The following is a 25,022-nucleotide window of genomic DNA, read 5'->3' as shown; positions in this document are numbered from 1 at the left end:
CCACTCCCCGGTGACCTCGAGAGACGGCGGACCCGCGTCGTCGGGACAGTCGATGGGGAGTCGATGACCACAGCACCGACCGCCGGACCCGGCACCACCGGGCCGGCCGGCCGCACCCCCCGACGCAGGGCGGTCGTGGTCCTCGTCGGCATCGCGACGCTCGCGTTGCTGACGGATCTGCTCACCAAGCATCTCGCCCTGCAACTGCTCGACGACCGGGCGCCGGTGCGCCTGCTCGGCGGGGCCGTCTATCTCACCCTGACCCGCAACAGCGGTGCGGCGTGGAGCATCGGCGCCGACCACACCTGGGTGTTCCCGCTGATCACCATCGGGGTGGTCGGCTGGATCAGCTGGATGGCGGTCCGGCTGCGGTCGTTGCCGTGGGCGGTCTCCCTGGGGCTGGTGCTGGGCGGGGCGCTGGGCAACCTCGCCGACCGGATCTTCCGGGCCCCCGGTCACTTCGTCGGTCACGTGGTCGACATGGTCAGCCTCTTCGACCCGTACGGCCAGGTGTGGCCGGTGTTCAACCTGGCCGACAGCTGCCTGGTCTCCGGGGTGCTGCTGGCCGTGCTGCTGGAGTTGACCGGCCGCCAGCGCGACGGGCGACGGGTCGGTGCCAAGGGCGACACCGACACCGCCCCCACCGACGCGACCCGGACCGCCGCCGCCCCCACCGGACCGGCCGCCGCCGCGCCGACGGCGACCGACGCCGAGCCGCGGGAGCGGGCGTGACCGCCGCCGGTGGCGACCACCGTTCCCTGCCCGTGCCGGACGGCCTCGACGGCATGCGGCTGGACCAGGCGGTGGCACGCCTCTTCGGGCTCTCCCGCACCGCCGCCGCCGCGCTCGTCGACGCCGGGGACGCGCTTGTCGACGGCGTGATCCGGCAGAACTCGCACAAGGTCAAGGCCGGTTCCTGGCTGGAGGTGACGCTGCCCGCGCCGGTCGCGCCGCCGACCGTGGTGCCGCAGGCGGTCCCCGGGTTGACCGTGGTCTACGCCGACGACGACATCGTGGTGGTGGACAAGCCGGTCGGGGTGGCCGCGCACCCCAGCCCCGGCTGGACCGGCCCGACCGTCATCGGTGGCCTCGCCGCGATCGGCCACCGGATCTCCACCAGCGGGGCCGCCGAACGGCAGGGTGTGGTGCACCGCCTCGACGTGGGCACCACCGGGATCATGGCGGTGGCCAAGAGCGAGCAGGCGTACACCGCGCTCAAGCGGGCGTTCAAGTACCGCGAGGTGGAGAAGCGCTACCACGCGGTCGTCCAGGGTCACCCCGACCCGTCGCGCGGCACCATCGACGCCCCGATCGACAGGCACCCGCACCACGACTACCGCTGGGCGGTGGTCTCCGACGGCAAGCCGAGCATCACCCACTACGACACCATCGAGGCGTTCCCGGCGGCGAGCCTGCTCGACGTCCGGCTGGAGACGGGGCGTACCCACCAGATCCGGGTGCACTTCTCGTCCCTGCGGCACCCGTGCGTCGGCGACCTCACCTACGGGGCCGACCCGACCCTGTCGGCGCGGCTCGAACTGCGCCGGCAGTGGCTGCACGCCCGGTCGTTGACCTTCGCCCATCCGCGTACCGGTGACGACGTCACCTTCGTCAGCGAGTACCCGGACGATCTGGCCCGCGCGCTGACGATCCTGCGCGACTGACCGGTGCCGGGTAGTCGCCCGGGCGTCGGGCCGCCCGCCGTCGCGTCCCGGCCGCGCCGGGGGCTGGTCACCGCAGCGGTGCTGGCCGTCGGCGCGGTGCTGCTCACCGTCGGCTGGGTGGCCCGCCGACCCGCGCCGGTGGGTGACCGCACGGTCGGGCAGGTGACCCGGGTCGGGGTGCTGCCGGGTGACTCGCTGCCCGGGTACGCCGCCGCGGCCCGGGCCGAACTCGCCGGGCTGACCGCCGGGGCGTACGCGCTGGTCAGCTTCGACCGCTACCTCGTACCGGACCGGTTGCCGGCGCTGCTCGCCGACGTCGAGGTCGCTGCGGTGGTGGTGCGGGTGCCGCTGCCCGGTCGGCAGACCGAGGTGGTCCGGCTGCCGGCGCAACTGCTGCCGCAGGACGTCACCGCCGGCATGGCCGGCCTCGCGGACCGCAAGGACCGGGAGGCCGCCGACCAGCGGCGGCGGGCCGCCGACACCACCGACCCCACGGCCCGTCAGGGGTACGAGACCGGGGCGCAGGTCGCCGGGCGGGAGGCGGCCGGCTACCGGGCGGCCTGCGCCTGCGTCTACGCGGCGGTGATCCGGGCCGACCCGACCGCGCTGCGTGCCGTGGCCGGACGCGACGGGGTCCGGGCGCTCGATCCCGCCCCCGAAGTGGCCCGGCTGGACCGGACGGTGTTCCTGCCGCCGCTGCCGGAACAGCGGGACGTGGCCCGGCCACCCGCCGACACCGCCGCAACACCGGCGCACCCGACGTCCACCGGCCCGGTCCCGACGCCGGGTGGGGCGATGGGCGATTCGTCGGAAGGGGCACCCGCTGTGATCGCCCCGGCACCGTCGTCGAGCGGGGTCGGGCCGGGGTCCGCCCCGACCCCCGCCCCCACCTCCCCGGACTCCCGTAGCGGTGGGTCGTCCGACCGGTCGCCGTAAGTATTGTTCCCGGGGGATGTGTGCAGACCGGTGTGGTCCGAATAGGGTTTCGTTCGTAGCCTGTCAGGCGGAGATCGACGGCGCGGGAGGGCGAGCCTTGGACGGCAGCGAGACCGGCTGGGGTCGGTCGGCCGAACCGGCACCGCGATGGCGGGCGCTCTTCGAGCGTGCCCGCCTCGGCGGACGCGCCGCCGACCAGGCGGAGCCGGACCGCCGCGACGAGCAGCCGGTCCGGGACCCGTTGCCCGGCCGGGGGCCCGCCGGCGGCTGGTCCGGGCGGGGATCGGCTTCCGTGCCACCACCCGCCGACCCGGGCTACGGTGCGCAGCCCGGCTACGAACCGGACCCGGGCTACCGCGCCGGGGCCGGCTACCGGGTCGACCCGCCGCGCCGCGCCGCGCCGGACTATCCGGTCGAGCCCGCTCCCGGCTACCGCGCCGACCCGGGCTACCGCGCCGACCCGGCCTACCCGGCCGATCCCGGTTATCCGGCCGGCTCCGCCCCCGGTTACCCGGCCGACCCCGGCTACGCAGCCGCTCCCGGCTACCCGGCCGACCCCGGCTACCCACCGGAGCCGGCCCGGCCGCCGGAGCCGCCTGTCGTCCCGTCCCGCTACGCCCTGCTGGACAACGGCTACCGGTCCGAACCGCCACCCCCCGAGTCCCGGTACGCCCTGTTGGACAACGGATACCGCGCGCCCGGCTACGCGCCGCCGGAGCCGACGTACCAGCCGCCGCAACCCGCCTACCCGGAGCCGGCCTACCCGGAGCCCGGCTACCCGGCCGCGCCCACCTACCAGCCGGAGCCGCCGACCTACCCGCCGGCGGTGACCGCCGACCGGAGCTACCCGGCCCGGATCGAGCCGGCCCGCATCGAGTGGCGTCAGCAGGGCCCCCAGGACGAGCAGGAACGCGCCGCCGGCATCCTCCGCCGTGACCTGGGCACCCCCCGGGTGCTCGCGTTCGCCAACCCCAAGGGCGGGGTGCACAAGACCACCGCCACGGTGCTCGCCGCCGCCACCGTCGGCAGCGTCCGGGGCCGGGGCGTGCTCGCCTGGGACGACAACGAGCTGCGCGGCACCCTCGGCCTGCGCGCCGGCAGCGCCCGGCACGCCCGCACGATCCGGCACCTGATCAGCGACCTGGCGCACATCGAGATCCGCGACGGCGCCGAGCTGCTGGAGTCCCTCGACGACTACCTGCGGCACGCCTCCGACGGCTCGTACGACGTGCTGGCCGGGGAGGAGAGCCCCCGGTTCGCCCAGCGCCTCGACCAGTTCACCGTCAAACGGGTGCTGGAACTGCTGCGGCGCACCCACGACGTGGTCTGCGTGGACACCGGCAACAACGTGGAGAGCCCCAACTGGCGCACCGTCATGCACGCCGCCGACCAGCTCGTGGTGACCACCGTGCCCCGGGAGGACGCCGCGTTCAGCGCCGACTGGATGCTCGACCTGCTGCACGAGGAGGGCATGGGTGAGCTGGCCGACAACGCGGTCACCCTGATCTCCTGCCCCACCCCGGGCCGGTCGACGCTCCAGGACGACCTGGAGCGGCACTTCGCCACCCGGACCCGGGCCGTCGCGGTGGTGCCGTACGACCCGGTGCTGGAGACCGGGTCGTCGATCGAGTACCACCAGCTCCAGGCCGAGACCCGGGCCGCGTGGCTGCGGGCCGCCTCGGTGATGGTGGAGCCGTTCGCCCGCTGAGGGGCGGTACGGGCTCCGCCGCCCCGCCGTACCGCCCCGCCTGAGAGGATCATCGGGTGAGCCCGGACACCCCCGATCCGTACCGCCCCGCCGACGCCCCGGCGGGTGTCGCGCCCACCCCGCACACCGTCCCCACCGGGGCACCGGCCGACGGGCCACCGACCGTGGCCGGAAACGACCCGGGCGGGTCGTACCTGCCGTGGCCGCCGCCGTCGGGCGGGCCGACGCAGCCGGGGGAGCAACGCCCCCGGCACACCCGCGCGGTGGCGGCCGGCCTCGTGCTGGGCCTGACCCTGCTCGGGGCGCCGCTGGGGCTGCTCTGGGCGGCGCTGGCCCCGGACACCCCGGTGCTCAAGACCGCCGAGGGTGCCGTCTACGCCCAACCCCAACCGGAGCAGCCGATCGCCGCCGACGGCTGGTTCAGCCTGCTCGGCCTCGGGTTCGGGGTGCTCGCCGCGATCGCGGTGTGGACGCTGCTGCGCCGCCGACGCGGGCCGGTGAACCTGGTCGCGCTGACCGTGGGGGCGCTCGGCACCGCCCTGGTCGCCTGGCAGCTGGGCCGCCGGATCGGGCTGGACGGCTACCAGCGGCTGCTCGCCACCGCCCCCGCCGGTACGCCGTTCGACAAACCGGCCGACCTGCGGGCCGGGGGCATCGAACGGGTCCTCGGTGTGCTGCCGCTGCCGTACGGCAACCTGCTGCTGCCGGCGTTCGCCGCCGCCGTCACGTACACCCTGCTGGCCGGCTGGTCCCGCTGGCCCTCGCTGCGCCCGGAGCCGGAGCCCGGCGGGCCCGGATGGCCGGTCGACCCCGGTGCCACCGGGTGGTCGGGCGCCGGCGTCACCGGCCCGCCGCCCGGACCCGGGATGCCCGCCGCCCCCGACCAGCCGGGGGACGACGGGGTGGCCGGGGTCAGTTGGGGGCCGGCGGGGACGCCAGCTCCGACAGCGGCACCGGAACCGCCCGCACCTGACGCAGCAGGGCCGACTCGCGATTGAGCAGCCGCAGCTCGGCGCGGAGCCGGGCGGTGGTGTCGTCGATGGCGAGCAGCCGCTGCCGGTCGGCCACGGTCAGCACGGCGGTGGCCGCCACCAGGTGCGACAGCACCGTCGGGTCCTCCGGGAGCTGCTCGGACAGCTCCTGCGGGTCGGCCCGGATCAGGCCCAGGTACTGCCGGAAGACCGCGATCACCCGGGCCGCCAGCACCTCGGCGGCCTCGTCCGGGCCGGTCGGCTCGGGCAGCCACTCGACGTCGGCGGTCAGGTAGGGGGCGGACTCCCGGTCGATCCCGGTGACCCGGAACCGTCGCCGGCCCACCGTGACGATGTCGAAGCCGCCGTCGTCCAGCTCGTTGACCTGGCGTAGCTCGGCGGTGCAGCCCACCTCGTGCAGGGTCACGTCGCCGCCGCCCGGGGTGGCCCGACCCGCGCCCGGGGCGACCTCCCAGCCGGAGCGGATCGCCAGCACACCGAACTCGCGGGGCGCCCCCTCGGGCTGCCCGACCAGGTCCCGCACCAGGTGGCGGTAACGCTCCTCGAAGATGTGCAACGGCAGCACCAGACCTGGAAAGAGCACCGTGGCGAGGGGGAACACCGGCAGCCGTGCGGTCACGCGTCCGAGCGTAGCCCGATCCCGCGACGTCGGCGTGTCCCGGCTCACCGTCTCGCGGTACGGGCGGCGCGGGTCGCCCTCCGGGCCGCCGCCTAGACTCGGGAGCGTGTTGAATCGGATCGACCTGCGCGGCGGGGTCCGTGACCCGCGCCGACTGCTGCCCCGTGCCCAGCTCGACGTGTCCGTGGCCGTCGAGCGGATCCGCCCGCTCGTCGAGGCCGTCCGTGACCATGGGTACCCGGCGATCCGGGAGGCCAGCGAGCGGTTCGACGGTGTCTGCCCGCCGGTGCTGCGGGTCCCGGCCGAGGCGATCACCGAGGCGGAGGGGACGCTCGACCCCGACGTACGGGCCGCGCTGCTGGAGTCGATCAGCCGGGCCCGTCGGGTGCACGCCGACCAGCGGCGCACCGACCACACCACCCAGGTGGTGCCGGGCGGCACGGTCACCGAGCGCTGGGTGCCGGTCGACCGGGTCGGCCTCTACGTCCCCGGCGGGCTGGCGATGTACCCGTCGACCGTGGTGATGAACGTGGTGCCGGCCCAGGTGGCCGGGGTCCGCTCGCTGGTGGTGGTCAGCCCGCCGCAGCTGGACAACGGGGGGCTCCCGGACGCCCGGGTCCTCGCCGCCTGCGCGCTGCTCGGCGTCGACGAGGTGTACGCCGTCGGCGGTGCCCAGGCGGTCGCCATGCTGGCGTACGGGTCGGCGGTCGACGCGGGGGGCACCCTGCACTGCGCGCCGGTCGACATGATCACCGGGCCGGGCAACATCTGGGTCACCGCCGCCAAGCGGTTGCTGCGCGGGGTGGTCGGCATCGACGCCGAGGCCGGCCCGACCGAGATCGCCGTGCTGGCCGACGACACGGCCGACCCGGCGCACGTCGCCGCCGACCTGATCAGCCAGGCCGAGCACGACCCGTTGGCGGCCAGCGTGCTGGTCACCCCGTCGGTCGAGCTGGCCGACGCGGTCGACCGGGAGCTGGCCCGGCAGGTGCCGGCCACCAAGCACGCCGAGCGGGTCGGCACCGCGCTGGGCGGGCAGCAGAGCGGCATCGTGCTGGTCGACGACCTGGCCGACGGGTTGCGGGTGGTCGACGCGTACGCCGCCGAGCACCTGGAGATCCAGACCCGCGACGCCCGCGACTGGGCGCTGCGGGTACGCAACGCCGGGGCGATCTTCGTGGGCCCCTGGGCGCCGGTGTCGCTCGGCGACTACTGCGCCGGCTCCAACCACGTGCTGCCCACCGGCGGCTGCGCCCGGCACTCGTCGGGGCTGTCCGTGCAGTCCTTCCTGCGCGGGGTGCACCTGGTGGAATACACCCGGGAGGCGCTGCGTGACGTCGCACCGCACGTGGTGACCCTGGCCACCGTGGAGGACCTGCCGGCGCACGGGCAGGCGGTCGCGGTGCGGTTCGCCGGGGAGGCGTCGTGACCACCCTCGACGACCTGCCGATCCGCGACGACCTGCGGGGCCGCTCGCCGTACGGGGCGCCGCAGCTCGACGTGGCGGTCCGGCTGAACACCAACGAGAACTCCTACGCGGTGCCCGAGCCGGTGGTGGAGGCGATCGGCAAGGCCCTCGCCGCCGAGCTGCGTGACCTCAACCGCTACCCGGACCGCGAGGCGGTGGCGCTGCGCGCCGACCTGGCCGGCTACCTCGGGCACGGGATCACCGCCGAGCAGGTCTGGGCGGCCAACGGCTCCAACGAGATCCAGCAGCAGCTGCTGCAGGCGTTCGGCGGGCCGGGGCGCAGCGCGTTGGGCTTCGTGCCGGCGTACTCGATGCACCCGTTGCTGGCCCTGGGCACCGGCACCCGGTGGGTCCCGGCCCAGCGGGGGGTCGACTTCGGGCTGACCGCCGACGAGGCGGTCGCCGAGGTCCGGGAGCACCGCCCCGACGTGGTCTTCCTCTGCTCGCCGAACAACCCGACCGGCACCGCGCTGGACCCGGCGGTGGTCACCGCCGTGCTCGACGCCGCGCCCGGCATGGTGGTCGTCGACGAGGCGTACGCCGAGTTCGCCCGACCGGGCACGAGCGACGCCCTGGCGCTGCTGCCCGGCCACCCGAGGCTGGTGGTGACCCGGACCATGAGCAAGGCGTTCGGCTTCGCCGGTGGCCGGTTGGGCTACCTGGTCGCCGACCCGGCGGTGGTGTCGGCGGTGCAGCTGGTCCGGCTGCCGTACCACCTCTCGTCGCTCACCCAGGCCGCCGCCCGCGCGGCGCTGGCCCACCGTGACGCCCTGCTCGGCACCGTCGACGCGATCAAGGTGCAACGGGACCGGATCGTCGACACGCTGCGGGGCCGGGGTTTCCGGGTGGCCGACAGCGACGCCAACTTCGTGCTCTTCGCCGTCGGCGGCGACCAGGCCACCGCGTGGCGGACCCTGCTCGACGCCGGGGTGCTCGTCCGGGACGTGGGCCTGCCCGGCTGGTTGCGGGTCACCGCCGGCACCCCCGCCGAGACCGACGCCTTCCTCACCGCGATGGAGAAACTGTCATGAGTCGCACCGCCCGGGTGGAGCGGATCACCAAGGAGACCAAGGTCCTCGTCGAGATCGACCTCGACGGCACCGGCCAGGCCGAGATCAGCACCGGGGTCGGCTTCTACGACCACATGCTCCACCAGATCGCCCGGCACGGCGGCTTCGACCTGACCGTCCGCACCGTCGGTGACCTGGAGATCGACGCCCACCACACGATGGAGGACACCGCGCTGGCCCTGGGCGCCGCGTTCGACCAGGCGCTGGGCGACAAGGCCGGCATCCGGCGGTACGGCTCGGCGACCGTCCCGATGGACGAGGTGCTCGTCCGGGCCGCCGTCGACCTGTCCGGCCGCCCGTACGTGGTGCACGACGAGCCGGCGCTGTCGCCGTACATCGGGCCGGTCTATCCGACCAGCATGACCCGGCACATCTGGGAGTCCTTCGGCCAGTCGGCCCGGGTCACCCTGCACGTCGACGTGCTGCGGGCGGCCCGGCCGGGCGGCCACCCGGACGCCCACCACGTGGTGGAGGCCCAGTTCAAGGCGGTTTCCCGGGCGCTGCGGGAGGCCACCGCGCTCGACCCGCGCAACGCCGGTGTGGTGCCCAGCACCAAGGGCGCGCTGTGACCGGCGCGGTCGCCTCCGGTTCCGCCCGGCACTGCCCGTCGCGGGTCGGCCGACCAGGGGGGTGGCGCTGATGGGCCCGGTGCTGCCGACCCTGCTGCTGATCCTCGCCGGCATCCTCGTCGGTGGGGCCTGGTCGTTGTACCGGCAGGACGCGCCACGCGGTGCGATCGTGGTCACCGGGCTGCTCGCCGTGCTGGCCACCGTCGGCGGGGTGCTCTGGCTGCTACCCGGGGAGGGCTGATGGGCGCGCACGGCACCGGCAAGCGGATCGTGGTGCTCGACTACGGCTCGGGCAACCTGCGGTCGGCCGAGCGGGCGCTGGCCCACGCCGGGGCGGACGTGACCGTCACCGCCGACCTGACCGCCGCCGCCGATGCCGACGGCCTGGTCGTGCCGGGTGTCGGCGCGTACGCGGCCTGCATGGCCGGGATCGAGGCGTCGGGTGCCGGCCCGGTGATCGCCGAACGGGTCGCCGCCGGCCGCCCGGTGCTCGGCATCTGCGTCGGCATGCAGGTGCTCTTCGCGCACGGTGACGAGCACGGGGTGGTGACCAAGGGGCTGGGGCTGCTGCCCGGTGGGGTGACCCGGCTGCCCGCCGACCGGTTGCCCCACATGGGCTGGAACACGGTGACCCCGCCGGACGGGTCGGTGCTCTTCGCCGGGTTGCCCGCCGACAGCCGGTTCTATTTCGTGCACTCCTACGGGGTGCTCGACCAGGCGTCGTTGCGCGAGGCGGGCGCCCGGGTCACCACCGCCCACCACGGCACGGAGTTCGTCGCCGCGGTGGAGTGGGGCCCGCTGTCGGCGGCCCAGTTCCACCCGGAGAAGTCGGCCGAGACGGGTGCCGTACTGCTGCGCAACTGGCTGGCCACGGTTGACTGAGACGCGCGGCGGCACCGGGTCGGGTGTGCGGTGAGTAAGGAGCGGGCCCGTCGGCGGGCCGTCCGGGAGGCGGAGGCGGCCCGCGACCGTGTCGTACGCCAGCGCAAGTTGGCCCGTCGGCAGCGTCGCCGCGCCCTGGTCCGTCGGGTCACCCCGCAGTGGCGGCGGGGCCGGACGGGCCGGTTGGCCCGGCGCAGCCGGGGGGAACGGGCCGCCATCGTCGGGTTGACCGGCGCGGCGCTGGTGCTGATCTGGGTGTTCGTCGACGATCTCGCGCTGCGGGTGGCGCTGGTCGTGCTGTTGCTGCTGGTCCTGCCGGCGATCGTGGTGATCGCCCTGGACCGTCGGATCTGACCGAGGAGTAGGAAACGTGAGCCTGACCCTGTTGCCCGCTGTGGACGTCGCCGACGGCCAAGCCGTCCGGCTCGTGCAGGGCGCCGCCGGCAGCGAGACCGCCTACGGCGACCCGCTCGACGCGGCGCTGGCCTGGCAGAACGACGGGGCGGAGTGGATCCACCTGGTCGATCTGGACGCGGCCTTCGGCCGAGGCTCCAACGCCGCCCTGCTGGCCGAGGTGGTCGGCAAGCTGGACGTGCGGGTGGAGTTGTCCGGGGGCATCCGCGACGACGCGTCGCTGCGCGCGGCGCTCGGCACCGGGGCGGCCCGGGTGAACATCGGCACCGCCGCGCTGGAGGACCCGCAGTGGTGTGACCGGATCTGCGCCGAGTACGGCGACCGGGTGGCGATCGGTCTGGACGTGCGGGGTCGTACCCTCTCGGCGCGGGGCTGGACCCGCGACGGCGGTGACCTGTGGGAGGTGCTGGCCCGGCTGGACGCGGCAGGTGCGTCCCGGTACGTGGTGACCGACATCACCAAGGACGGCACGATGCGCGGGCCGAACCTGGACCTGTTGCGTGAGGTCTGCGCCCGTACCGACGCCCCGGTGATCGCCTCGGGCGGCGTGTCGACCCTGGACGACCTGCGTGCCCTGGCGACCCTGGAGCCGGCGGGTGTGGAGGGCGTGATCGCCGGCAAGGCGCTCTACGCCGGTGCGTTCACGGTGGCCGAGGCGCTTGCCACGTTGCGGGTGGCCGGGTGACCGACGTGGCCGGGCCGGACGACGCGACCGTCACCCGGCTCGGCTCGGGCGGCCCGTGGGAGACGGTGTACGGCTACTCCCGGGTGGTCCGGGCCGGTCGGTCGGCTTGGACGGCCGGCTGCACGTCGACCGTCGACGGGGTGGTGACGCACGTCGGCGACGCCGCCGCGCAGACCGCCCAGGCGCTGCGGATCGCCCTGGCCGCCCTGGCCGAGGTGGGTGCGGGGGCCGCCGACGTGGTGCGGACCCGGCTGTACGTGACCGACCGGCTCTTCCTCGACGAGGTCGGCCGGGCCCATAATGCCGTTTTCGGCCCGGTCCGGCCGGCTGCGACGCTTGTCGTCGTCGCCGGGCTGGTCGATCCGGACCATCTGGTGGAGGTCGAGCTGGAGGCCTACCTGCCGCCGTCCTGACCCGCCGTCCCGGCCTGTCGCCCTGACCCGCCGTCCCGGGCCGTGGCGCTGACCCGTCCCGGCCCGTGGCGCTCCCCGTGCCGGCCCGCCGCCGGGGGGAGACCCGGGTCACTTCCGGCCAGATAAGTTGTACGCAATTGAATTGCGAGCTACGTTTTCCCGGTGAGTGACCATCTGGTGTTGCGTGATCAGGTCTGCTTCGCGCTCTATGCGGCCTCCCGCGCGCTCACCGACGTCTACCGCCCCATCCTCGACGAGTTCGGGCTCACCTACCCGCAGTACCTGGTGCTGCTGGTGCTGTGGGAGCGCGACGACCCGCCCACGGTCTCCGAGCTGGGGACCGCGCTGCGGCTCGACTCCGGCACCCTCTCCCCGCTGCTCAAACGGCTGGCGGCGGCGGGCCTGGTGGTCCGCACCCGCTCCGCGCTCGACGAGCGACGGGTGGAGGTGGGGCTGACCGCCGACGGCGCGGCCCTGCGCCAACGGATGACCGACGTGCCGTTGCGGGTGGCCTGTTCCACCGGGCTCGACGAGGCCGAGCTGGTCGCGTTGCGCGACACCCTCACCCGGGTCACCGAGACGATCCACCGACAGAAGGAGCAGTGATTCCCATGCAGGTTCTCTACACCGCGTCCGCGACCGCCACCGGCGACGGCCGGGACGGCCACGTCCGGACCTCCGACTCCACCCTCGACCTGGACCTGGCGATTCCGAAGGAGATGGGCGGCGCAGGTGGCGCGGCCAACCCTGAGCAGCTCTTCGCCGCCGGCTACGCGGCCTGCTTCCACTCCGCGCTGCGCGTGGTGGCCCGCCGGGCCAAGGCCGACGTGACCGGCTCGGTCGTCGAGGCCGAGGTCGGCATCGGAGCGAACGGCAGCGGCGGCTTCGGTCTTGCCGTCACCCTGGTGGTGGACCTGCCGGCCGTCGAGCGCGCCGCCGCCCAGCAGCTGGTCGAGGCCGCCCACCAGGTCTGCCCCTACTCGAACGCCACCCGGGGCAACATCGAGGTGGCGCTCACCGTGCGCGAGGCCGCTGCGGCCTGAGCGCCGCAGCAGACCACCACCATCGCGTACGAGAGGACGACACCGGATGACCAGCAACCGTGAGATCCACCTGGCCTCCCGCCCCCAGGGGTGGCCGACGGCCGACAACTTCCGCCTCGTCGAGACCGAGGTGCCCACCCCGGGCCCGGGGCAGATCGTGGTCCGTAACCAGTTCATGTCGGTCGACCCGTACATGCGTGGCCGGATGAACGACGTCAAGTCCTACGTGCCGCCGTTCGCCCTGGACGCGCCCCTCGACGGTGGGGCGGTCGGCGAGGTGGTGGCCGGCGGGGCCGACGGGATCAGCGTCGGCGACACCGTGCTGCACGGGCTGGGCTGGCGGGAGTACGCCGTGCTCGACGGCCGGTCCGCCCGCCGGGTCGATCCGGACGTCGGCCCGGTCAGCGCCTACCTGAGCGTGCTCGGGATGACCGGGCTGACCGCGTACGCCGGGCTGCTCGACGTGGCGGCGATGCGGCCCGGGGAGACCGTGTTCGTCTCCGGCGCGGCCGGCGCGGTGGGCAGCATGGTCGGCCAGATCGCCAAGCTGCGGGGCGCCGGCCGGGTGGTCGGCAGCGCCGGCTCGCCGGCCAAGGTGGCCCGGTTGACGGAGCTCGGCTTCGACGCCGCGTTCGACTACCACGACGGTCCGGTCCGCGACGCGCTGAAGGCCGCCGCTCCGGACGGGGTCGACGTCTACTTCGACAACGTCGGCGGCGAGCACCTGGAGGCCGCCATCGGGGCGATGAACCTGCACGGTCGGGCCGCGATCTGCGGCATGATCGCGCAGTACAACTCGGCCGAGCCACCGGCCGCGCCCCGCAACCTGGCGCTGGTCATCGGCAAGCGGCTCACCCTGCGCGGCTTCCTGGTCGGCGACCACGGCGACCTGCGCGAGCAGTTCGTCACCGAGGTCGCCGGCTGGCTGCGCGAGGGCCGCCTCTCCTACGACGAGACGATCGTCGACGGCCTCGACAACGCCCCTGAAGCGTTCCTCGGCCTCCTCCGCGGCGAAAACCTCGGCAAAATGCTCGTCCGCCTCTAACCCTCCCTCCCCCTCCTCTCCGCCCCCTCCTCCCCGCCCCCCGCCCCCCGCCCCGGCATCGGTGATCAAGAGGTTTGCGTCACCTTTGGAGATCGAACTGACGTAAACCTCTTGATCACCGGGGAGGTGGCGGGGTTGGTGGGGAGGTGGGGTTGGGTGGGCGGGGCAGGGGGGTGGGGCGGGGGCGTTGGATAGGCTCGGCGCATGACGGTGGCGGTACGGGTGATTCCGTGTCTGGACGTGGACGCCGGTCGGGTGGTCAAGGGGGTCAACTTCCTCGACCTGCGCGACGCCGGTGACCCGGTGGAGCTGGCGGCGGCGTACGACCGGGCCGGTGCGGACGAGTTGACCTTCCTGGACGTCACCGCGTCCTCGAGCGACCGGGGCACCATGCTCGACGTGGTGCGCCGGACCGCCGAGTCGGTCTTCATCCCGCTCACCGTCGGCGGTGGGGTCCGGCAGGTCGCCGACGTGGACACCCTGCTGCGCGCCGGGGCCGACAAGGTCGGGGTGAACACCGCCGCCATCGCCCGACCCGAGCTGATCGCCGAGATCGCCGACCGCTTCGGCCGGCAGGTGCTGGTGCTCTCGTTGGACGTCCGGCGGGCACCAGCCGGCACCACCCCCAGCGGTTTCGAGGTGACCACCCACGGTGGCCGCCGCGGCACCGGGCTCGACGCGGTCGAGTGGGCGGCGCGCGGGGCCGAGCTGGGCGCGGGGGAGATCCTGCTCAACTCGATGGATGCCGACGGCACCAAGGCCGGCTTCGACCTCACCCTGATCGAGGCGGTCCGCGCGGTGGTCGACGTGCCGGTGATCGCCAGCGGCGGCGCCGGCCGGGTGGCGCACTTCCCGCCCGCGATCGGCGCGGGGGCCGACGCGGTGCTCGCCGCCAGCGTCTTCCACTTCGGCGAGCTGACCGTCGGCGAGGTCAAGGACGCCCTGCGCACCGCCGGGCACCCCGTCCGCTGAACGCAGCGCCGGGCACTGTGTCGGCTGAGCGCACCGCCGCCGGGCACCCCGTGCGCTGAGCGCACCGCCGCCGGGCACCCTGTCCGCTGAGCGCACCGCCGCCGGGTCGCCCCGTGCATCCGGTCGGCGCACTGCTCCTGCGGGTCGGGTGGCTCAGCGGCCGGTCTGGCCCTCCGGGGAGCGGCGCGGGGCCGGGATCGACCGGACCACGTACTCCTGCACGGCGGCGGCGTGGTCCTCCTCGGGCAGGTGCCACTGCGCGCTGCCCGGGGCGTGTCGCCGGGTGAGCACCCCCTGCATGCTGTCGACCGTGCCGCCCACTCCGGCCCGGGGCCGGGTACGCCAGAGCTGCTCGCCGTCGGGGGTGATCCGGAACCAGCCGTCGGAGACGGTGACCAGCCCCGCGCCGACCAGCCGCTGGACCGCTGTCTCCACGTCGTGCCGTTCGGGTATCGCCTGGTTGAGGTGGTCGGCGGTGGACAGCACGTCAGTGAGCCGGACCCCTTCCGGGCGGCGCGAATCAGCCGCGCGGCGGTGCCGTCCGGCGCCGCTGGCGATCACCAGTGACACGAAGATCCAGGCGTCCGTCCAGCGCCACGCATTCTCCCCCATGCACGAATGATGCCTGTAGGTGTCCGTTGAGGAAACACCTACTTCCCCCCTGTTCTGTCAGCGCAGCTCAGCGTGGTCACCCCCGGACCCTCGGCAGGCGGTTTCGCCGGGAACCGTTGTCCGGGGCCGGAAAACCGGTGCCCCCGGGGACGCCGGAACGGCGGACACCGGTGACCCGGTGGCTGGGCTCGGGGGCGGCGGGGAAGCCGACACGGGTGGCCCGGCGACGGGTGGCCCGAGGGTCGGTTCCGGATGGTCCCGTCGGCCGGGCTCCGCAGGCGGCGGCCCGGAGACCTGCGGCCTGGGGACCTGCGGTCCGGGGACCTGCGGCCCGGAGAGCTGCGGTCCGGGGACCTGCGGCCCGGGGTCCGGTTCCGGGTGGACCGGTTTGGCGGGGACGGCGAAGCGGGGGATGAAGAACTGGGCCAACGGGCCGATGCCCAGCGCGTACGCGACGGTGCCGACGCCGACCGTGCCGCCGAGCAGCCAGCCCAGGGCCAGCACGGTGATCTCGATGACGGTGCGGACCAGCCGGACCGAGCGGCCCGGCCGGCGGGCGACGTACCCGGTCATCAGGCCGTCGCGGGGGCCGGGGCCGAGCCGCGCGCCGAGGTAGAGGCCGGTGGCGGCGCCGTTGGCGACGATGCCGCCGAGCAGCAGGCCGATCCGGGCGGGCAGCGGCCACCCGGCCGGCAGCAGGGCCACCGTGGCGTCCACCACCAGTCCGATCACCAGTACGTTGCTGATCGTGCCGAGGCCCGGCCGTTGCCGCAGCGGGATCCAGAGCAGCAGCACCACCGCGCCGACGGCGATGGTCACGGTGCCGAACGACAGGCCGGTCTGCCGGGCCAGCCCCTGGTGGAAGACGTCCCACGGGTCCAGCCCGAGCCCGGAGCGGATCATCATGGCCATGCTGACCCCGTAGAGGACCAGCCCGGCATAGAGCTGGGTGAGCCGCCGGGCGGGGCGGTGCCGGAGATTGTCAATCAGAGCCATGCATGCCACTCTAGAGTCCAATATCACCCACAGAAGAGCCAATTCCGAAGGGGTGGCCGTGACCAGCCAGGTGCGAGGGGTCCAATTGGCCCGGTTGCTCGGACAGTGGCACGCGCTGCCGGGCCGTCGCCGCAGCCCCGACTACGCCGCGCTCGCCGCCGCCGTCCGGGGCCTGCTCGCCGACGGCCGGCTCCCCCTGGGGGTACGCCTGCCGGCCGAGCGGGAGCTGGCCGAGGCGCTGCGGATCAGCCGTACCACGGTCACCGCCGCGTACCGGCAGTTGCGGGAGAGCGGCCACCTGGCCAGCCGGCGCGGCGCGGGGAGCTGGACCATGCTGCCCGGCACCCACCGGGTCGCCAGCACCGGCCTGTGGACCCCGCTGGACGACCGCGACATGATCGATCTCGGGGTGGCCGCGTTGGCCGCCCCACCCGAGCTGGTGCCGGCCGCCCGAGCCGCCGTGGAGGACCTGCCGCGTTACCTGTCCGGCGCGGGCTACCACCCGACCGGCATCATCGAGCTGCGCGAGGCGGTCGCCCGGGCGTACACCGAGCGGGGGTTGCCGACCAGCGCCGAGCAGATCATGGTGACCAGCGGCACCCAGCACGCGCTGGATCTGGTGCTGCGGCTGGCCCTCGCGCCCGGTGGGAACGTGCTGGTCGAATCGCCCACCTACCCGAACGCGCTCGCCGCGTTGGCGGCCCGGCGGGCCCGGATCAGCACCCACGGCCTCGCCGTCGACGCCGGCTGGGACGCCGACCTGCTGCTGGGCAGCGTGCGGCAGACCCGGCCCAAACTGGCCTACCTGATCCCCGAGTTCCAGAACCCCACCGGCCACCTGATGCCCGCCGAGCTGCGGGAGCGGCTGGTCGCCACCGCCCACGCCGCCGGCACCGACCTGGTCGTCGACGAGTCGTTCGTGGATTTGCCGTTGGACGGCACACCGCTGCCCCCGCCGGTCGCCGTCTTCGACCGGCACTCCCGGGTGATCTCCATCGGGGGGATGAGCAAGCCCTACTGGGGCGGTCTGCGGATCGGCTGGGTACGCGCCTCCGCGCCGCAGGTGCAGCGGCTGGCCGCCGCCCGGGTCGGGGTGGACATGGCCAGCCCGGTGCTCGACCAGTTGGTGGCGGTGCACCTGCTCGCCCAGGCACCGGCGATCGTCGCGGCCCGCCGTGCGCAGCTCGTCACCCAGCGGGACGCCCTGCTCGACGTGCTCGCCGAGCGGCTCCCGGACTGGCGGGTCGGGGTGCCCCGTGGGGGCGTCACGCTCTGGGTGGAGCTGGACGGCCCGATCTCCAGCGCCCTGGCCCGGGCAGCCGAGGAGGTCGGCGTACGGCTGGCCCCCGGTCCCCGGTTCGGCCTCGACGGCACCCTGGAGCGCTTCCTGCGACTGCCCTTCACCCTGCCCGCCGCCGACCTGGTGGAGGCGGTCGGGCGGCTGGCCGCGATCCGCTACGACCTCGACCGGGGTGCCGGCCGGGCGCGCTGGCGGGAACCGGCAGTGATCGCCTGACGGCCCGCCCCGGGGACTGACGGCGGTCCCGGTCGGGACGAACCGGCCTGATCGGCGGGCGTCGGCTGGGAGACTGCCGGAGTGGGCAGCCCGCAGTGGTCGCGCGGGGTCCGGCTCGGTGCGCCCGGCTCCCGGACCACCCGGCTGGAACTCTTCTACGACCTGGTCTTCGTCTTCGCCTTCTTCAACGTCACCGCGCTGACCTCCCAGCAGCCCACCGGCACCAACCTGCTGCGCTGCCTGCTGGTGCTGGGGCTGCTCTGGTGGTGCTGGACCGGGTTCGCGGGCGTCGGCAACGTGGTCCGCGCCGACCAGGGGCTGTTGCCGGTGGTCGGCTTCGTCACCATCGCCGCCACCTTCCTGCTGGCGTTGAGCATGCCGGGGGCGTTCAACGACCGGCCCGGTGGGCTGAACGGCCCGTTGGTCTTCGTCGGCTGCTACCTCCTGGTCCGGGCCTGCCAGTTGGCCGTCTTCGGGCTGCTCGCCCGGGGCGAGGCGGCCCGGTGGCGGCAGTGGCGGCGGCTCGCGGTGCTGCCGGTGGTCGCCGCCGCCCTGCTGGTCGCCTCCGCGCTGCTGCCGCGCCGGATCTCCGGGGACGGGGCCGCCACCGCCCTGCAACTCACCCTGTGGACGGCCGCGCTGCTGCTGGAGTACGCGGCCGGGGTGCGGCTGGGCGGGACGTACTGGGTGGTGGTCTCCGCCGGGCACTGGGCGGAACGGCACGCCCTGATGGTGCTGATCGCGCTCGGCGAGTCGATCATCGCGCTGGGGGTCGGCCCGAAGTTCGTCACCGGCCTGCCGCTGACCTGGCCGGTGGTGATCGCCGCGGTGCTCGGCATCGCCGTGGCGTCGGTGCTCTGGTGGGCCTACTTCGACACCCTGGCGCTCGCCCTGGAACAGGCCCTGCACCGCAGCCGGGACCCGGCACACCGGGCCCGGTTGGCCCGGGACGCCTACACCTACCTGCACCTGCCGATCGTCGCCGGGGTCATCTTCTTCGCCCTCGGGCTCAAGGACCTGCTGACCGAGGTGGCCGACCCGGACAACCCGGACTGGGGGGTGCCGCTGGGTGGTTACTGGGTGCTGGTGCTCTACGGCGGGGTGAGTCTCTACCTGCTCAGCCTCGTCGCCTGCGGGCTGCGGGCGCTGCGGGTGCTGCGCTGGCCGCCGGTGCTGGCGGTGCTGGCGCTGGCCGCGCTCGCCCCGGTGGGGGCCCGGGTGTCCGAGGTGGGCGCGTTGGCCCTGCTGGCGCTGGTCTGCGTCGCCCTGGTGGTGGTGGAGACCCGGGGGCAGGGCCGGCGTCGGCACCGGGTACGCCAGCTGGCCCTGGCGGAACAGGAAGCCGCCGAGGCCGAGCAGAGCCGGTGGCGTCGCGAGCACCTGTGACCGGTCGACGGCCGTGTCCCGGGACGGGGGGACACGGACGTCGACCGGCCCGGACCGCTCAGATCTCGGCCAGGCTGCCCGCGTACATCCGGTCGATCTCGGCGGCGAAGTTGCTCTCCACCCCGCGTCGTTTGATCTTCAACGACGGGGTCATCTCGCCGTCCTCGATGGTCAGGTCGCGGGGCAGGACGGTCACCTTCTTGATCGTCTCCCAGCGGTTGAGCTTGGTGTTGAGCTGGGCGACGTGCTCCTCGACCATCGCCCGGGCCTCGGGCGAGGCGACGATCTCGGCGTAGTCGCGCCCGTCGAGCGGGCCGCCCGCCGCCCAACCCCGGATCGCATCCGGGTCCAGGCTGACCAGCATGGTGCAGTAGTTGCGGGCCTGACCGATCACGATCGCCTGCGAGGTGTACGGGCAGATCGCCTTGAACATCCCCTCGATGTGCGACGGCGCGACGTACTTGCCGCCGGAGGTCTTGACCAGGTCCTTCTTGCGGTCGGTGATGCGCAGGTAACCGTCGTCGTCGAGGCTGCCGATGTCCCCGGTACGGAAGAAGCCGTCCTCGGTGAACGCGGCGGCCGTCTCCTCGGGCAGGTTGTGGTAGCCGCGCATCACCGGCCGGCCCCGGACCAGGATCTCCCCGTCGGTGTCGATCCGGCACTCCAGGTCGCCCATCGCCCGGCCGACCGTGCCGATCCGCAACCCGTCGGGCGGGTTGACGAAGTTGCCGGCGCTGGTCTCGGTCAGGCCGTACCCCTCGGAGATGGGCAGGTTCGCCGCGGCGAAGAAGGTGGCGATCTCCGCGCTCAGCGGGGCCGCCCCGGAGACGAGCACCCGGATCCGGCCGCCGAGCCGGGCCTGGAGCTTACTGAACACCAGCTTCTCGGCCACCGCGTACCTGAGCTTCAGGCCACCCGGCACCGGCCGGCCGGCCTGCTCCAGGGCGATCTTCTCCTTGCCGACCGCGACGGCCCAGGCGAAGATCTTCGCCTTCGCGCCGCCGGCGTCCTGCGCGGTGGTGACCGCCTTGTTGTAGACCTTCTCGTAGACCCGGGGCGCCCCGCACATCAGCGTCGGCCGGATCACCGACAGCAACTCGACCAGCTTGTCCACCCGCCCATCGACGTAGGTCGGCAGTCCGACGTGTGTCGAGCCGCAGAGCAGCGTCTTGCCGAACGAGTGCGACAGCGGCAGCCAGAGGTACTGCACGTCGTCGTCGCGCAGCAGACCCGTCTCGGCCTGCACCACCCCCTCCCAGCACCAGCCGCCGTGCAGCAGCTCGACGCCCTTGGGCCGGCCGGTGGTGCCCGAGGTGTAGATCAGCGTCGCCAGGTGATCGGGGCCGACCGGGGCGATCAGCCGGTCGACCAGGCCCGGGTCGGCGGCGAGCGCCTGCGCGCCCTGCTCCTCCAGCTCGGCCAGGGTCAACTGGGGCACGGCGGCGGCCGGGTCGGGGGTGCCGTCGAAGAGCACCACGTGGGTCAGCGCGGGCAGTTGCGTGCCCGCGACCTTCGCCGCCTGGGCCGGGTTCTCCGCGAACAGCACCCGGGAACCGGAGTCGGCGATGATGTACGCCGCGTCCTGCGGCTCGGTGGTGGGGTAGACGGTGGTGGTCGCCCCGCCCGCGCACATGATGCCGAAATCGGCGATGATCCACTCCAGTCGGGTGTTCGCCAGGATCGCCACCGGATCCTCCAGCCCGACCCCGAGCCCGTGCAGGCCCGCAGCGACCGCGTCGGCCCGCCGGCCTACCTGGGCCCAGGTCAACCAGACCGGGCCGGAGTCGTCGGGTGCCGGATGGGCGAAGGCGTGCTGGTCGGGGGTCGCGGCCACCCGCTTACGGAACATGTCGGGAATGGAGCGGTACGGGATATCGAGAGCCATCGTGGAAGCCGCCTTCAGGGGTGGGTGACGTGACGGGGGTCACGTCGCGCTGCGGTTACCGAAGGGTATTGCCTGCGCCGGGGCATCGGCTAGCCCCCGTACCTGTGAGGCGGCTGAATCCCCGCAGAGGTGGCCGGTGACCGCTCCCCGGGCCCCGCGGGTGCGGCGGCCGGGTCAGGCGTACCGGTCCGCCCGTGCCGACCAGTCGTAGGTGGCGCGCAGCCACGAGCGGCGGGCCGCCAGGTAGGGCGTCAACGCGGGCCCGCCGTGCGCGACCAGCGCCGCCTCGCGGACCAGGTAGTCGGCCAGCCCGTCGTTGAACCACCCGGCAGCCAGGCGGAAGGCGGCCGCCTCACCCCGTCCGGTCTGCGCGGCGAGGACGGTCACCAGGTTGTGCGGGTCGGCCACCGGACCCTGCTCCTTGCGGTAGGAGAACAGGTCGTTGCACCAGCAGACCAGGTCGACGGCGAGGTCGTCCAGCGCGACCACCGCGGGGTCGACCCGCCTCCGGGCGCCGGGCAGTCGACCGTACGCCAGATCGGTGAGGGCCAGGCTGGGGCGTACCCCACCGGTGTGCCGGCGCATCTGGCGGTACTCCGCCACCCCCGGCACCCGCCGGTGCTCCCGGTTCGCCGCCTCCCACAGCAGCGCGAGCAGGTACGCCCGCAACTGGCTGACCAGCCGCAGCAGCAGCGCGGGGCGGCGCTGGTGGCCGACCCGGCGGCACAGGTCGGCCAGGGCGGCACCGAGCGCCCCGCCCGGTGCGCCCCGGCCGGTCGGGGCCCCGTGCCGGTCGAGGACGTCCAGCAGCGCGGCGACGGTCGGCGCGAGGGTGGCCGGCGTGCTGCCCAGCCCGTCGTCGTCGCAGACGTCGTCCACCACGAACAGCCAGGAGAACAGGTCGGTGAGCAGCCGCAGGTGCGCCACCGACGCCTGCGGGCAGGCGCGGCCGGCCAGCTCGGCGGCCCCGGCCCGGTGCAGCCGGCCCGCCGAACGACCCGCCCCGACCAGGCCCTGCCGGTGGGCCCACTCCAGGCTCGCCGCCGCCACCGCGTCGGTGGCGGCGTGCCGTCGGCTGACGAAGGGTGGTTCGAGCAGCGCCGAGACGTCGAAGCTTCGCATGGTTTCCCCAGTCGGCCACCCCACCGGTGGCGTTGCCGGAGAGTACGCCTGGGGAATCGACACAGATCATTGCCGGTGGCGGTCGGGGCGGTCGAGTCGACCGCCACGGCAGAAGGTGACGGGAACGGCACAACGGGTGACCTGCCGGCGCGCGGGTGCTCGCCGGCCGTGCGGTCCGGTGCCCGGACGGCACGCGGGTGCGGGCCGGGGCGCCTACATCCCCAGCTGGGCGGTACGCAGCCGTTCGGTCAACGCGGGCGGGCCGTCGAGCTGGACCCGGGCCACCCGTTGCCGGCCGGAGAGGAACAGCACCAGCTCACCGGGGGAGCCGACCAGGCGTACCCGGTCACCACCCCGGCCGGTGGCCACCTCGCCGTGCCCCGGCGCCTGCACCAGCAGACTGGCCGGGAACCGGCGGGCCCGGGTCCGGGCGAGCAGGGCGACCGGCTTCCACAACCGGGCGGCCAGCCCCGCCGGGAGGTCCCGGGGGTGCCACCCCGACCGGGCCCGCCGGACGTCCTCGTGGTGGATGAAGAACTCCATCGTGTTGGCCAACTCGTCGGTGAGCGGGTTGCTGACCGGGCTCCACACCGGCGGCCGGCGCACCTGGTCGACCAGCTCCGGCCAGGGCCGGGCGGCCGTGCGCAGCCGCACCCGCTCGGCGTACCCGTGCAGGGGTGGCAGCAGGATGCCACCGGCGGCGTCGGGGCGGCGCTCCCGCACCACCAGGTGGGCGGCGAGGTCCCGGGCGGTCCACCCCTCGTTGATCGTCGGGGCGTCCGGGCCCACTTCCAGCATCAGGTCGGCGAGCGCCTCGCGCTCCGCTCGGGCGTACCGCGGCATGCAGCGATCGTAGGACGGTCGGCCGCAGTCGGCGCGGCGAGCGACCCTTCCCACCTGCCCCGCGCGGTCCGGCAGCGCCGTCCGGCGGGCCGGCGGCCCGGGCGCGGTGTGGTGGCGCGGTCTTCGACGTGATGGTGGACATACCGCGCCGGGCGGCGTAGGTGGCGGCGAGCGGTAAGGATAAGGGAGATAATTGCGGCTTACGGCGGGGGAGAGCGTGGCGAGCGGGACGAGTCGGGACGTGATCCACCGGGGGTTGTGGGTCCTCGGCCGGGCGATCCGGGAACAACCGCGGATCTTCGCGGTGGCGGTCGCCGGTAGCGTGCTCTTCGGCGGGCTGGTGATCGTCAGCGCGTACGTGGTCGGCGCGGTCGTCGGCGACGTGGTGGTGCCGGCGATCGAGTCCGGTGAGGTCGGCACGAGCACGCTGGCCCTGGCCGCCGTGGCGTTGTTCGGGATCAGCGTGCTGCGGGTGGTGGGCATCTTCGGCCGTCGGCTCGGCGCCGGTTACATGCAGTTCCGCCTCCAGGCCGCCTACCGCCGCCGGGTGACGCGCCGTTACCTGGAGCTGCCGCTGTCCTGGCACCACCGCAACTCCACCGGCACGTTGCTGTCCAACGCCAACTCCGACGTCGAGGCCGCCTGGTATCCGATCGCGCCGCTGCCGTTCGCGGTGGGCACGCTGGTGATGCTGGTCGGCGCGGTCGGCTCACTCTTCGTCACCGACTGGGCGCTCGCCCTGGTCGGGCTGGCCGTGTTCCCCGCCCTGTTCGCGCTCAACGTGGTCTACTCCCGCCGGATGGCCCCCCGCCAGGCCCGGGCGCAACGGCTGCGGGCCGAGGTCAGCGGGATCGCCCACGAGAGCTTCGACGGCGCGCTGGTGGTCAAGACCATGGGCCGGGAGGCTCAGGAGACCGCCCGGTTCGCCGGCCGGGCCCACGAGCTACGCGACTCGCTGATCTCCGTCGGCCGGCTGCGGGGGGTCTTCGATCCGCTGCTGGAGACGCTGCCCAGCCTCGGCACCCTGGCCGTGCTCGTGGTCGGCACGATCCGGCTGCGGCAGGGTGCGATCACCGTCACCGAACTGGTCAGCGTCGCCTTCCTCTTCACCGTGCTGGCCTTCCCGGTGCGGGCCATCGGCTGGGTGCTGGCCGAGCTGCCCCGCAGCGTGGCCGGGTGGGACCGGGTCAGCCGGGTACTCGACGCCACCGGCGAGATGCCCTACGGGGACGTCACCCTCGCCGACGACGCCACGCCCGCCACCCTCGCCTTCGACGGCGTCCACTTCGGCTACGAGCCCGCCGAGGCGCACCTGCCCGGGACGTCTGTGCTCGGCGAGGTCGCCTTCACCGTGCCCGCCGGGCGGACGGTGGCGCTGGTCGGGCCGACCGGCGCCGGCAAGTCCACCATCGCCTCGCTGGCGGTCCGACTGGTCGACCCGGACGCCGGCACGGTCACCCTCGACGGGGTGGACGTGCGCCGGCTCACCGCCGCGTCACTCGCCTCGACCGTCGCCCTGGTCGCCCAGGTGCCGTTCGTCTTCGACGACACCGTCCGGGCCAACATCAGCCTGGACCGGCCGGGCATCGACGACGAGGACGTCTGGGCGGCGCTGCGGCTGGCCGAGGCCGACGGTTTCGTCGCCGCCCTCCCCGACGGGCTGGACACCATGGTCGGGGAGCGGGGCACCTCGCTCTCCGGCGGCCAACGACAACGTCTCACCCTGGCCCGCGCGCTGGCCGGCCGGCCCCGGCTGCTGGTGCTCGACGACGCCACCAGTGCGGTCGACCCGCGGGTCGAGGCGGCCATCCTGGCCGGGCTGCGCGCCCCGGCACCCGGCCAGCCGGCAGCCGCGTCGATCCTGGTGGTGGCCTACCGGCGGGCCACCATCGCGCTCGCCGACGAGGTGATCTACCTGGAGCAGGGCCGGGTGCTGGCCCGGGGCACCCACACCGAGCTGCTGGCCAGCGTGCCCGGCTACGTCGACCTGGTCACCGCCTACGAGCAGGCCGAGCAGGAACGCGAACAGAACCGGACGTACGACGAGGTCGCCCCGCTGCCGTCGGGCCTGGAAATCGAGGTGGACCGGTGAGCGCGAGGAGTGCAGCGCAGCGGAGCCCCGCAGTCGCGAACGAAGGGTTGGTTCGGTGAGCGCGAGGAGTGCAGCGCAGCGGAGCCCCGC

General features: G+C 74.4%; 25 protein-coding genes and 1 pseudogene. 20 read left to right on the top strand and 6 right to left on the bottom strand.

All coding sequences use genetic code 11. The annotated features are described in order from the left end of the window. Positions 1-63: 63 nt before the first annotated feature. The 5 genes from lspA (at position 64) to AB0C22_RS23425 (ending at position 5,306) form a co-directional block, all read left to right on the top strand. On the top strand, positions 64-732 hold the full coding sequence (lspA, locus tag AB0C22_RS23445) for a signal peptidase II (protein ID WP_219463913.1): 669 nt from the start codon (positions 64-66) through the stop codon (positions 730-732). 53 nt (positions 733-785) lie between these two features. After that, complete coding sequence (locus AB0C22_RS23440; RefSeq protein WP_255598443.1) at positions 786-1,664, top strand: RluA family pseudouridine synthase; 879 nt, start codon at positions 786-788, stop codon at positions 1,662-1,664. A 3-nt stretch (positions 1,665-1,667) separates the two neighbouring features. After that, complete coding sequence (locus AB0C22_RS23435) at positions 1,668-2,600, top strand: hypothetical protein (protein WP_357536967.1); 933 nt, start codon at positions 1,668-1,670, stop codon at positions 2,598-2,600. A gap of 97 nt (positions 2,601-2,697) precedes the next feature. Continuing rightward, positions 2,698-4,308 (top strand): AAA family ATPase, encoded by a 1,611-nt coding sequence (locus AB0C22_RS23430; RefSeq protein WP_219463909.1) that lies wholly within the window; start codon positions 2,698-2,700, stop codon positions 4,306-4,308. Positions 4,309-4,364: 56 nt separating this feature from the next. Continuing rightward, on the top strand, positions 4,365-5,306 hold the full coding sequence (locus AB0C22_RS23425; RefSeq protein ID WP_357536965.1) for a DUF2567 domain-containing protein: 942 nt from the start codon (positions 4,365-4,367) through the stop codon (positions 5,304-5,306). On the opposite strand, the gene AB0C22_RS23420 is transcribed toward AB0C22_RS23425, so the two are convergent. Then, complete coding sequence (locus tag AB0C22_RS23420; protein WP_219463906.1) at positions 5,221-5,919, bottom strand: LON peptidase substrate-binding domain-containing protein; 699 nt, start codon at positions 5,917-5,919, stop codon at positions 5,221-5,223. The genes AB0C22_RS23425 and AB0C22_RS23420 overlap by 86 nt on opposite strands. A 106-nt stretch (positions 5,920-6,025) precedes the next feature. On the opposite strand from AB0C22_RS23420, the gene hisD reads away from it, so the two are divergent. The 12 genes from hisD to hisF all read left to right on the top strand — a co-directional run bounded on the left by hisD (position 6,026) and on the right by hisF (position 14,480). Further along, complete coding sequence (hisD, locus tag AB0C22_RS23415) at positions 6,026-7,348, top strand: histidinol dehydrogenase (RefSeq protein WP_208569717.1); 1,323 nt, start codon at positions 6,026-6,028, stop codon at positions 7,346-7,348. Next, positions 7,345-8,418: a histidinol-phosphate transaminase gene (locus AB0C22_RS23410; RefSeq protein WP_219463904.1), complete on the top strand. Its 1,074-nt coding sequence runs from the start codon at positions 7,345-7,347 to the stop codon at positions 8,416-8,418. The genes hisD and AB0C22_RS23410 overlap by 4 nt, the downstream gene beginning before the upstream one ends. After that, positions 8,415-9,026, top strand: coding sequence for an imidazoleglycerol-phosphate dehydratase HisB (gene hisB, locus AB0C22_RS23405; RefSeq protein ID WP_219463902.1), 612 nt, complete (start codon positions 8,415-8,417; stop codon positions 9,024-9,026). Before AB0C22_RS23410 ends, hisB begins: the two co-directional genes overlap by 4 nt. Positions 9,027-9,096: 70 nt before the next feature. Next, positions 9,097-9,267, top strand: coding sequence for a hypothetical protein (locus tag AB0C22_RS23400; protein ID WP_168222542.1), 171 nt, complete (start codon positions 9,097-9,099; stop codon positions 9,265-9,267). Continuing rightward, positions 9,267-9,908 carry an imidazole glycerol phosphate synthase subunit HisH gene (hisH, locus tag AB0C22_RS23395; protein ID WP_357536962.1) on the top strand — a complete coding sequence of 214 codons (642 nt, stop codon included), beginning with the start codon at positions 9,267-9,269 and terminating at the stop codon, positions 9,906-9,908. The genes AB0C22_RS23400 and hisH overlap by 1 nt, the downstream gene beginning before the upstream one ends. A 30-nt stretch (positions 9,909-9,938) precedes the next feature. Then, positions 9,939-10,262 carry a hypothetical protein gene (locus tag AB0C22_RS23390; protein WP_091237477.1) on the top strand — a complete coding sequence of 108 codons (324 nt, stop codon included), beginning with the start codon at positions 9,939-9,941 and terminating at the stop codon, positions 10,260-10,262. Between the two features lie 16 nt (positions 10,263-10,278). Further along, positions 10,279-11,007, top strand: a complete 729-nt coding sequence (gene priA / locus AB0C22_RS23385; RefSeq protein WP_219463896.1) for a bifunctional 1-(5-phosphoribosyl)-5-((5-phosphoribosylamino)methylideneamino)imidazole-4-carboxamide isomerase/phosphoribosylanthranilate isomerase PriA — start codon at positions 10,279-10,281, stop codon at positions 11,005-11,007. Further along, complete coding sequence (locus tag AB0C22_RS23380; RefSeq protein WP_208569712.1) at positions 11,004-11,420, top strand: Rid family hydrolase; 417 nt, start codon at positions 11,004-11,006, stop codon at positions 11,418-11,420. Before priA ends, AB0C22_RS23380 begins: the two co-directional genes overlap by 4 nt. A gap of 162 nt (positions 11,421-11,582) precedes the next feature. Continuing rightward, positions 11,583-12,026, top strand: coding sequence for a MarR family transcriptional regulator (locus tag AB0C22_RS23375; protein ID WP_219463894.1), 444 nt, complete (start codon positions 11,583-11,585; stop codon positions 12,024-12,026). Between the two features lie 5 nt (positions 12,027-12,031). Beyond that, on the top strand, positions 12,032-12,463 hold the full coding sequence (locus AB0C22_RS23370; protein WP_244253193.1) for an organic hydroperoxide resistance protein: 432 nt from the start codon (positions 12,032-12,034) through the stop codon (positions 12,461-12,463). A 46-nt stretch (positions 12,464-12,509) separates the two neighbouring features. Continuing rightward, positions 12,510-13,508 (top strand): NADP-dependent oxidoreductase, encoded by a 999-nt coding sequence (locus AB0C22_RS23365; RefSeq protein WP_357536959.1) that lies wholly within the window; start codon positions 12,510-12,512, stop codon positions 13,506-13,508. Between the two features lie 204 nt (positions 13,509-13,712). Further along, on the top strand, positions 13,713-14,480 hold the full coding sequence (gene hisF / locus AB0C22_RS23360) for an imidazole glycerol phosphate synthase subunit HisF (RefSeq protein WP_208569708.1): 768 nt from the start codon (positions 13,713-13,715) through the stop codon (positions 14,478-14,480). Positions 14,481-14,633: 153 nt separating this feature from the next. Here the strand turns inward: hisF and AB0C22_RS23355 are convergent, their stop codons facing one another. Together AB0C22_RS23355 and AB0C22_RS23350 are read right to left on the bottom strand one after the other, a co-directional pair. Then, a complete protein-coding gene (locus AB0C22_RS23355) occupies positions 14,634-15,092 on the bottom strand; it encodes a hypothetical protein (RefSeq protein WP_208569707.1) in 459 nt (152 codons plus the stop codon). A gap of 369 nt (positions 15,093-15,461) precedes the next feature. Then, a pseudogene (locus AB0C22_RS23350) lies at positions 15,462-16,088 on the bottom strand (hypothetical protein); the annotation flags it as partial. A 58-nt stretch (positions 16,089-16,146) separates the two neighbouring features. Here AB0C22_RS23350 and AB0C22_RS23345 point away from each other — a divergent pair. Both AB0C22_RS23345 and AB0C22_RS23340 read left to right on the top strand, forming a co-directional pair. Continuing rightward, positions 16,147-17,604, top strand: coding sequence for a PLP-dependent aminotransferase family protein (locus tag AB0C22_RS23345; protein WP_219463889.1), 1,458 nt, complete (start codon positions 16,147-16,149; stop codon positions 17,602-17,604). An 81-nt stretch (positions 17,605-17,685) separates the two neighbouring features. Next, complete coding sequence (locus tag AB0C22_RS23340) at positions 17,686-18,990, top strand: low temperature requirement protein A (RefSeq protein ID WP_219463887.1); 1,305 nt, start codon at positions 17,686-17,688, stop codon at positions 18,988-18,990. Between the two features lie 58 nt (positions 18,991-19,048). Here AB0C22_RS23340 and AB0C22_RS23335 read toward each other — a convergent pair whose 3' ends face one another. The 3 genes from AB0C22_RS23335 to AB0C22_RS23325 form a co-directional block, all read right to left on the bottom strand. Further along, on the bottom strand, positions 19,049-20,875 hold the full coding sequence (locus tag AB0C22_RS23335) for a long-chain fatty acid--CoA ligase (protein ID WP_208569704.1): 1,827 nt from the start codon (positions 20,873-20,875) through the stop codon (positions 19,049-19,051). A gap of 174 nt (positions 20,876-21,049) precedes the next feature. Continuing rightward, entirely contained in the window at positions 21,050-21,997 is a 948-nt protein-coding gene (locus tag AB0C22_RS23330) for a terpene synthase (RefSeq protein WP_219463886.1), read from the bottom strand. A gap of 213 nt (positions 21,998-22,210) precedes the next feature. Continuing rightward, positions 22,211-22,840 (bottom strand): TIGR03085 family metal-binding protein, encoded by a 630-nt coding sequence (locus tag AB0C22_RS23325; RefSeq protein ID WP_357536956.1) that lies wholly within the window; start codon positions 22,838-22,840, stop codon positions 22,211-22,213. A gap of 217 nt (positions 22,841-23,057) precedes the next feature. On the opposite strand from AB0C22_RS23325, the gene AB0C22_RS23320 reads away from it, so the two are divergent. Continuing rightward, entirely contained in the window at positions 23,058-24,932 is a 1,875-nt protein-coding gene (locus tag AB0C22_RS23320; protein ID WP_219463881.1) for an ABC transporter ATP-binding protein, read from the top strand. Positions 24,933-25,022 lie beyond the last annotated feature (90 nt).

The organism is Micromonospora sp. NPDC048894, assembly GCF_040649765.1.
Classification (GTDB): Bacteria; Actinomycetota; Actinomycetes; order Mycobacteriales; family Micromonosporaceae; genus Micromonospora; species Micromonospora antibiotica.
This window is presented reverse-complemented; position numbering and strand designations above follow the sequence as displayed.

Excerpts from the sequence above, each read along its gene's own strand:
- lspA (WP_219463913.1), top strand. The coding sequence starts at position 64 with ATGACCACAGCACCGACCGCCGGACCCGGCACCACCGGGCCGGCCGGC.
- AB0C22_RS23440 (WP_255598443.1), top strand. The coding sequence starts at position 786 with ATGCGGCTGGACCAGGCGGTGGCACGCCTCTTCGGGCTCTCCCGCACC.
- hisB (WP_219463902.1), top strand. The coding sequence starts at position 8,415 with ATGAGTCGCACCGCCCGGGTGGAGCGGATCACCAAGGAGACCAAGGTC.
- AB0C22_RS23400 (WP_168222542.1), top strand. The coding sequence starts at position 9,097 with ATGGGCCCGGTGCTGCCGACCCTGCTGCTGATCCTCGCCGGCATCCTC.
- hisH (WP_357536962.1), top strand. The coding sequence starts at position 9,267 with ATGGGCGCGCACGGCACCGGCAAGCGGATCGTGGTGCTCGACTACGGC.
- AB0C22_RS23370 (WP_244253193.1), top strand. The coding sequence starts at position 12,032 with ATGCAGGTTCTCTACACCGCGTCCGCGACCGCCACCGGCGACGGCCGG.
- AB0C22_RS23365 (WP_357536959.1), top strand. The coding sequence starts at position 12,510 with ATGACCAGCAACCGTGAGATCCACCTGGCCTCCCGCCCCCAGGGGTGG.
- hisF (WP_208569708.1), top strand. The coding sequence starts at position 13,713 with ATGACGGTGGCGGTACGGGTGATTCCGTGTCTGGACGTGGACGCCGGT.
- AB0C22_RS23355 (WP_208569707.1), bottom strand. The coding sequence starts at position 15,092 with ATGGGGGAGAATGCGTGGCGCTGGACGGACGCCTGGATCTTCGTGTCA.
- AB0C22_RS23335 (WP_208569704.1), bottom strand. The coding sequence starts at position 20,875 with ATGGCTCTCGATATCCCGTACCGCTCCATTCCCGACATGTTCCGTAAG.
- AB0C22_RS23330 (WP_219463886.1), bottom strand. The coding sequence starts at position 21,997 with ATGCGAAGCTTCGACGTCTCGGCGCTGCTCGAACCACCCTTCGTCAGC.
- AB0C22_RS23325 (WP_357536956.1), bottom strand. The coding sequence starts at position 22,840 with ATGCCGCGGTACGCCCGAGCGGAGCGCGAGGCGCTCGCCGACCTGATG.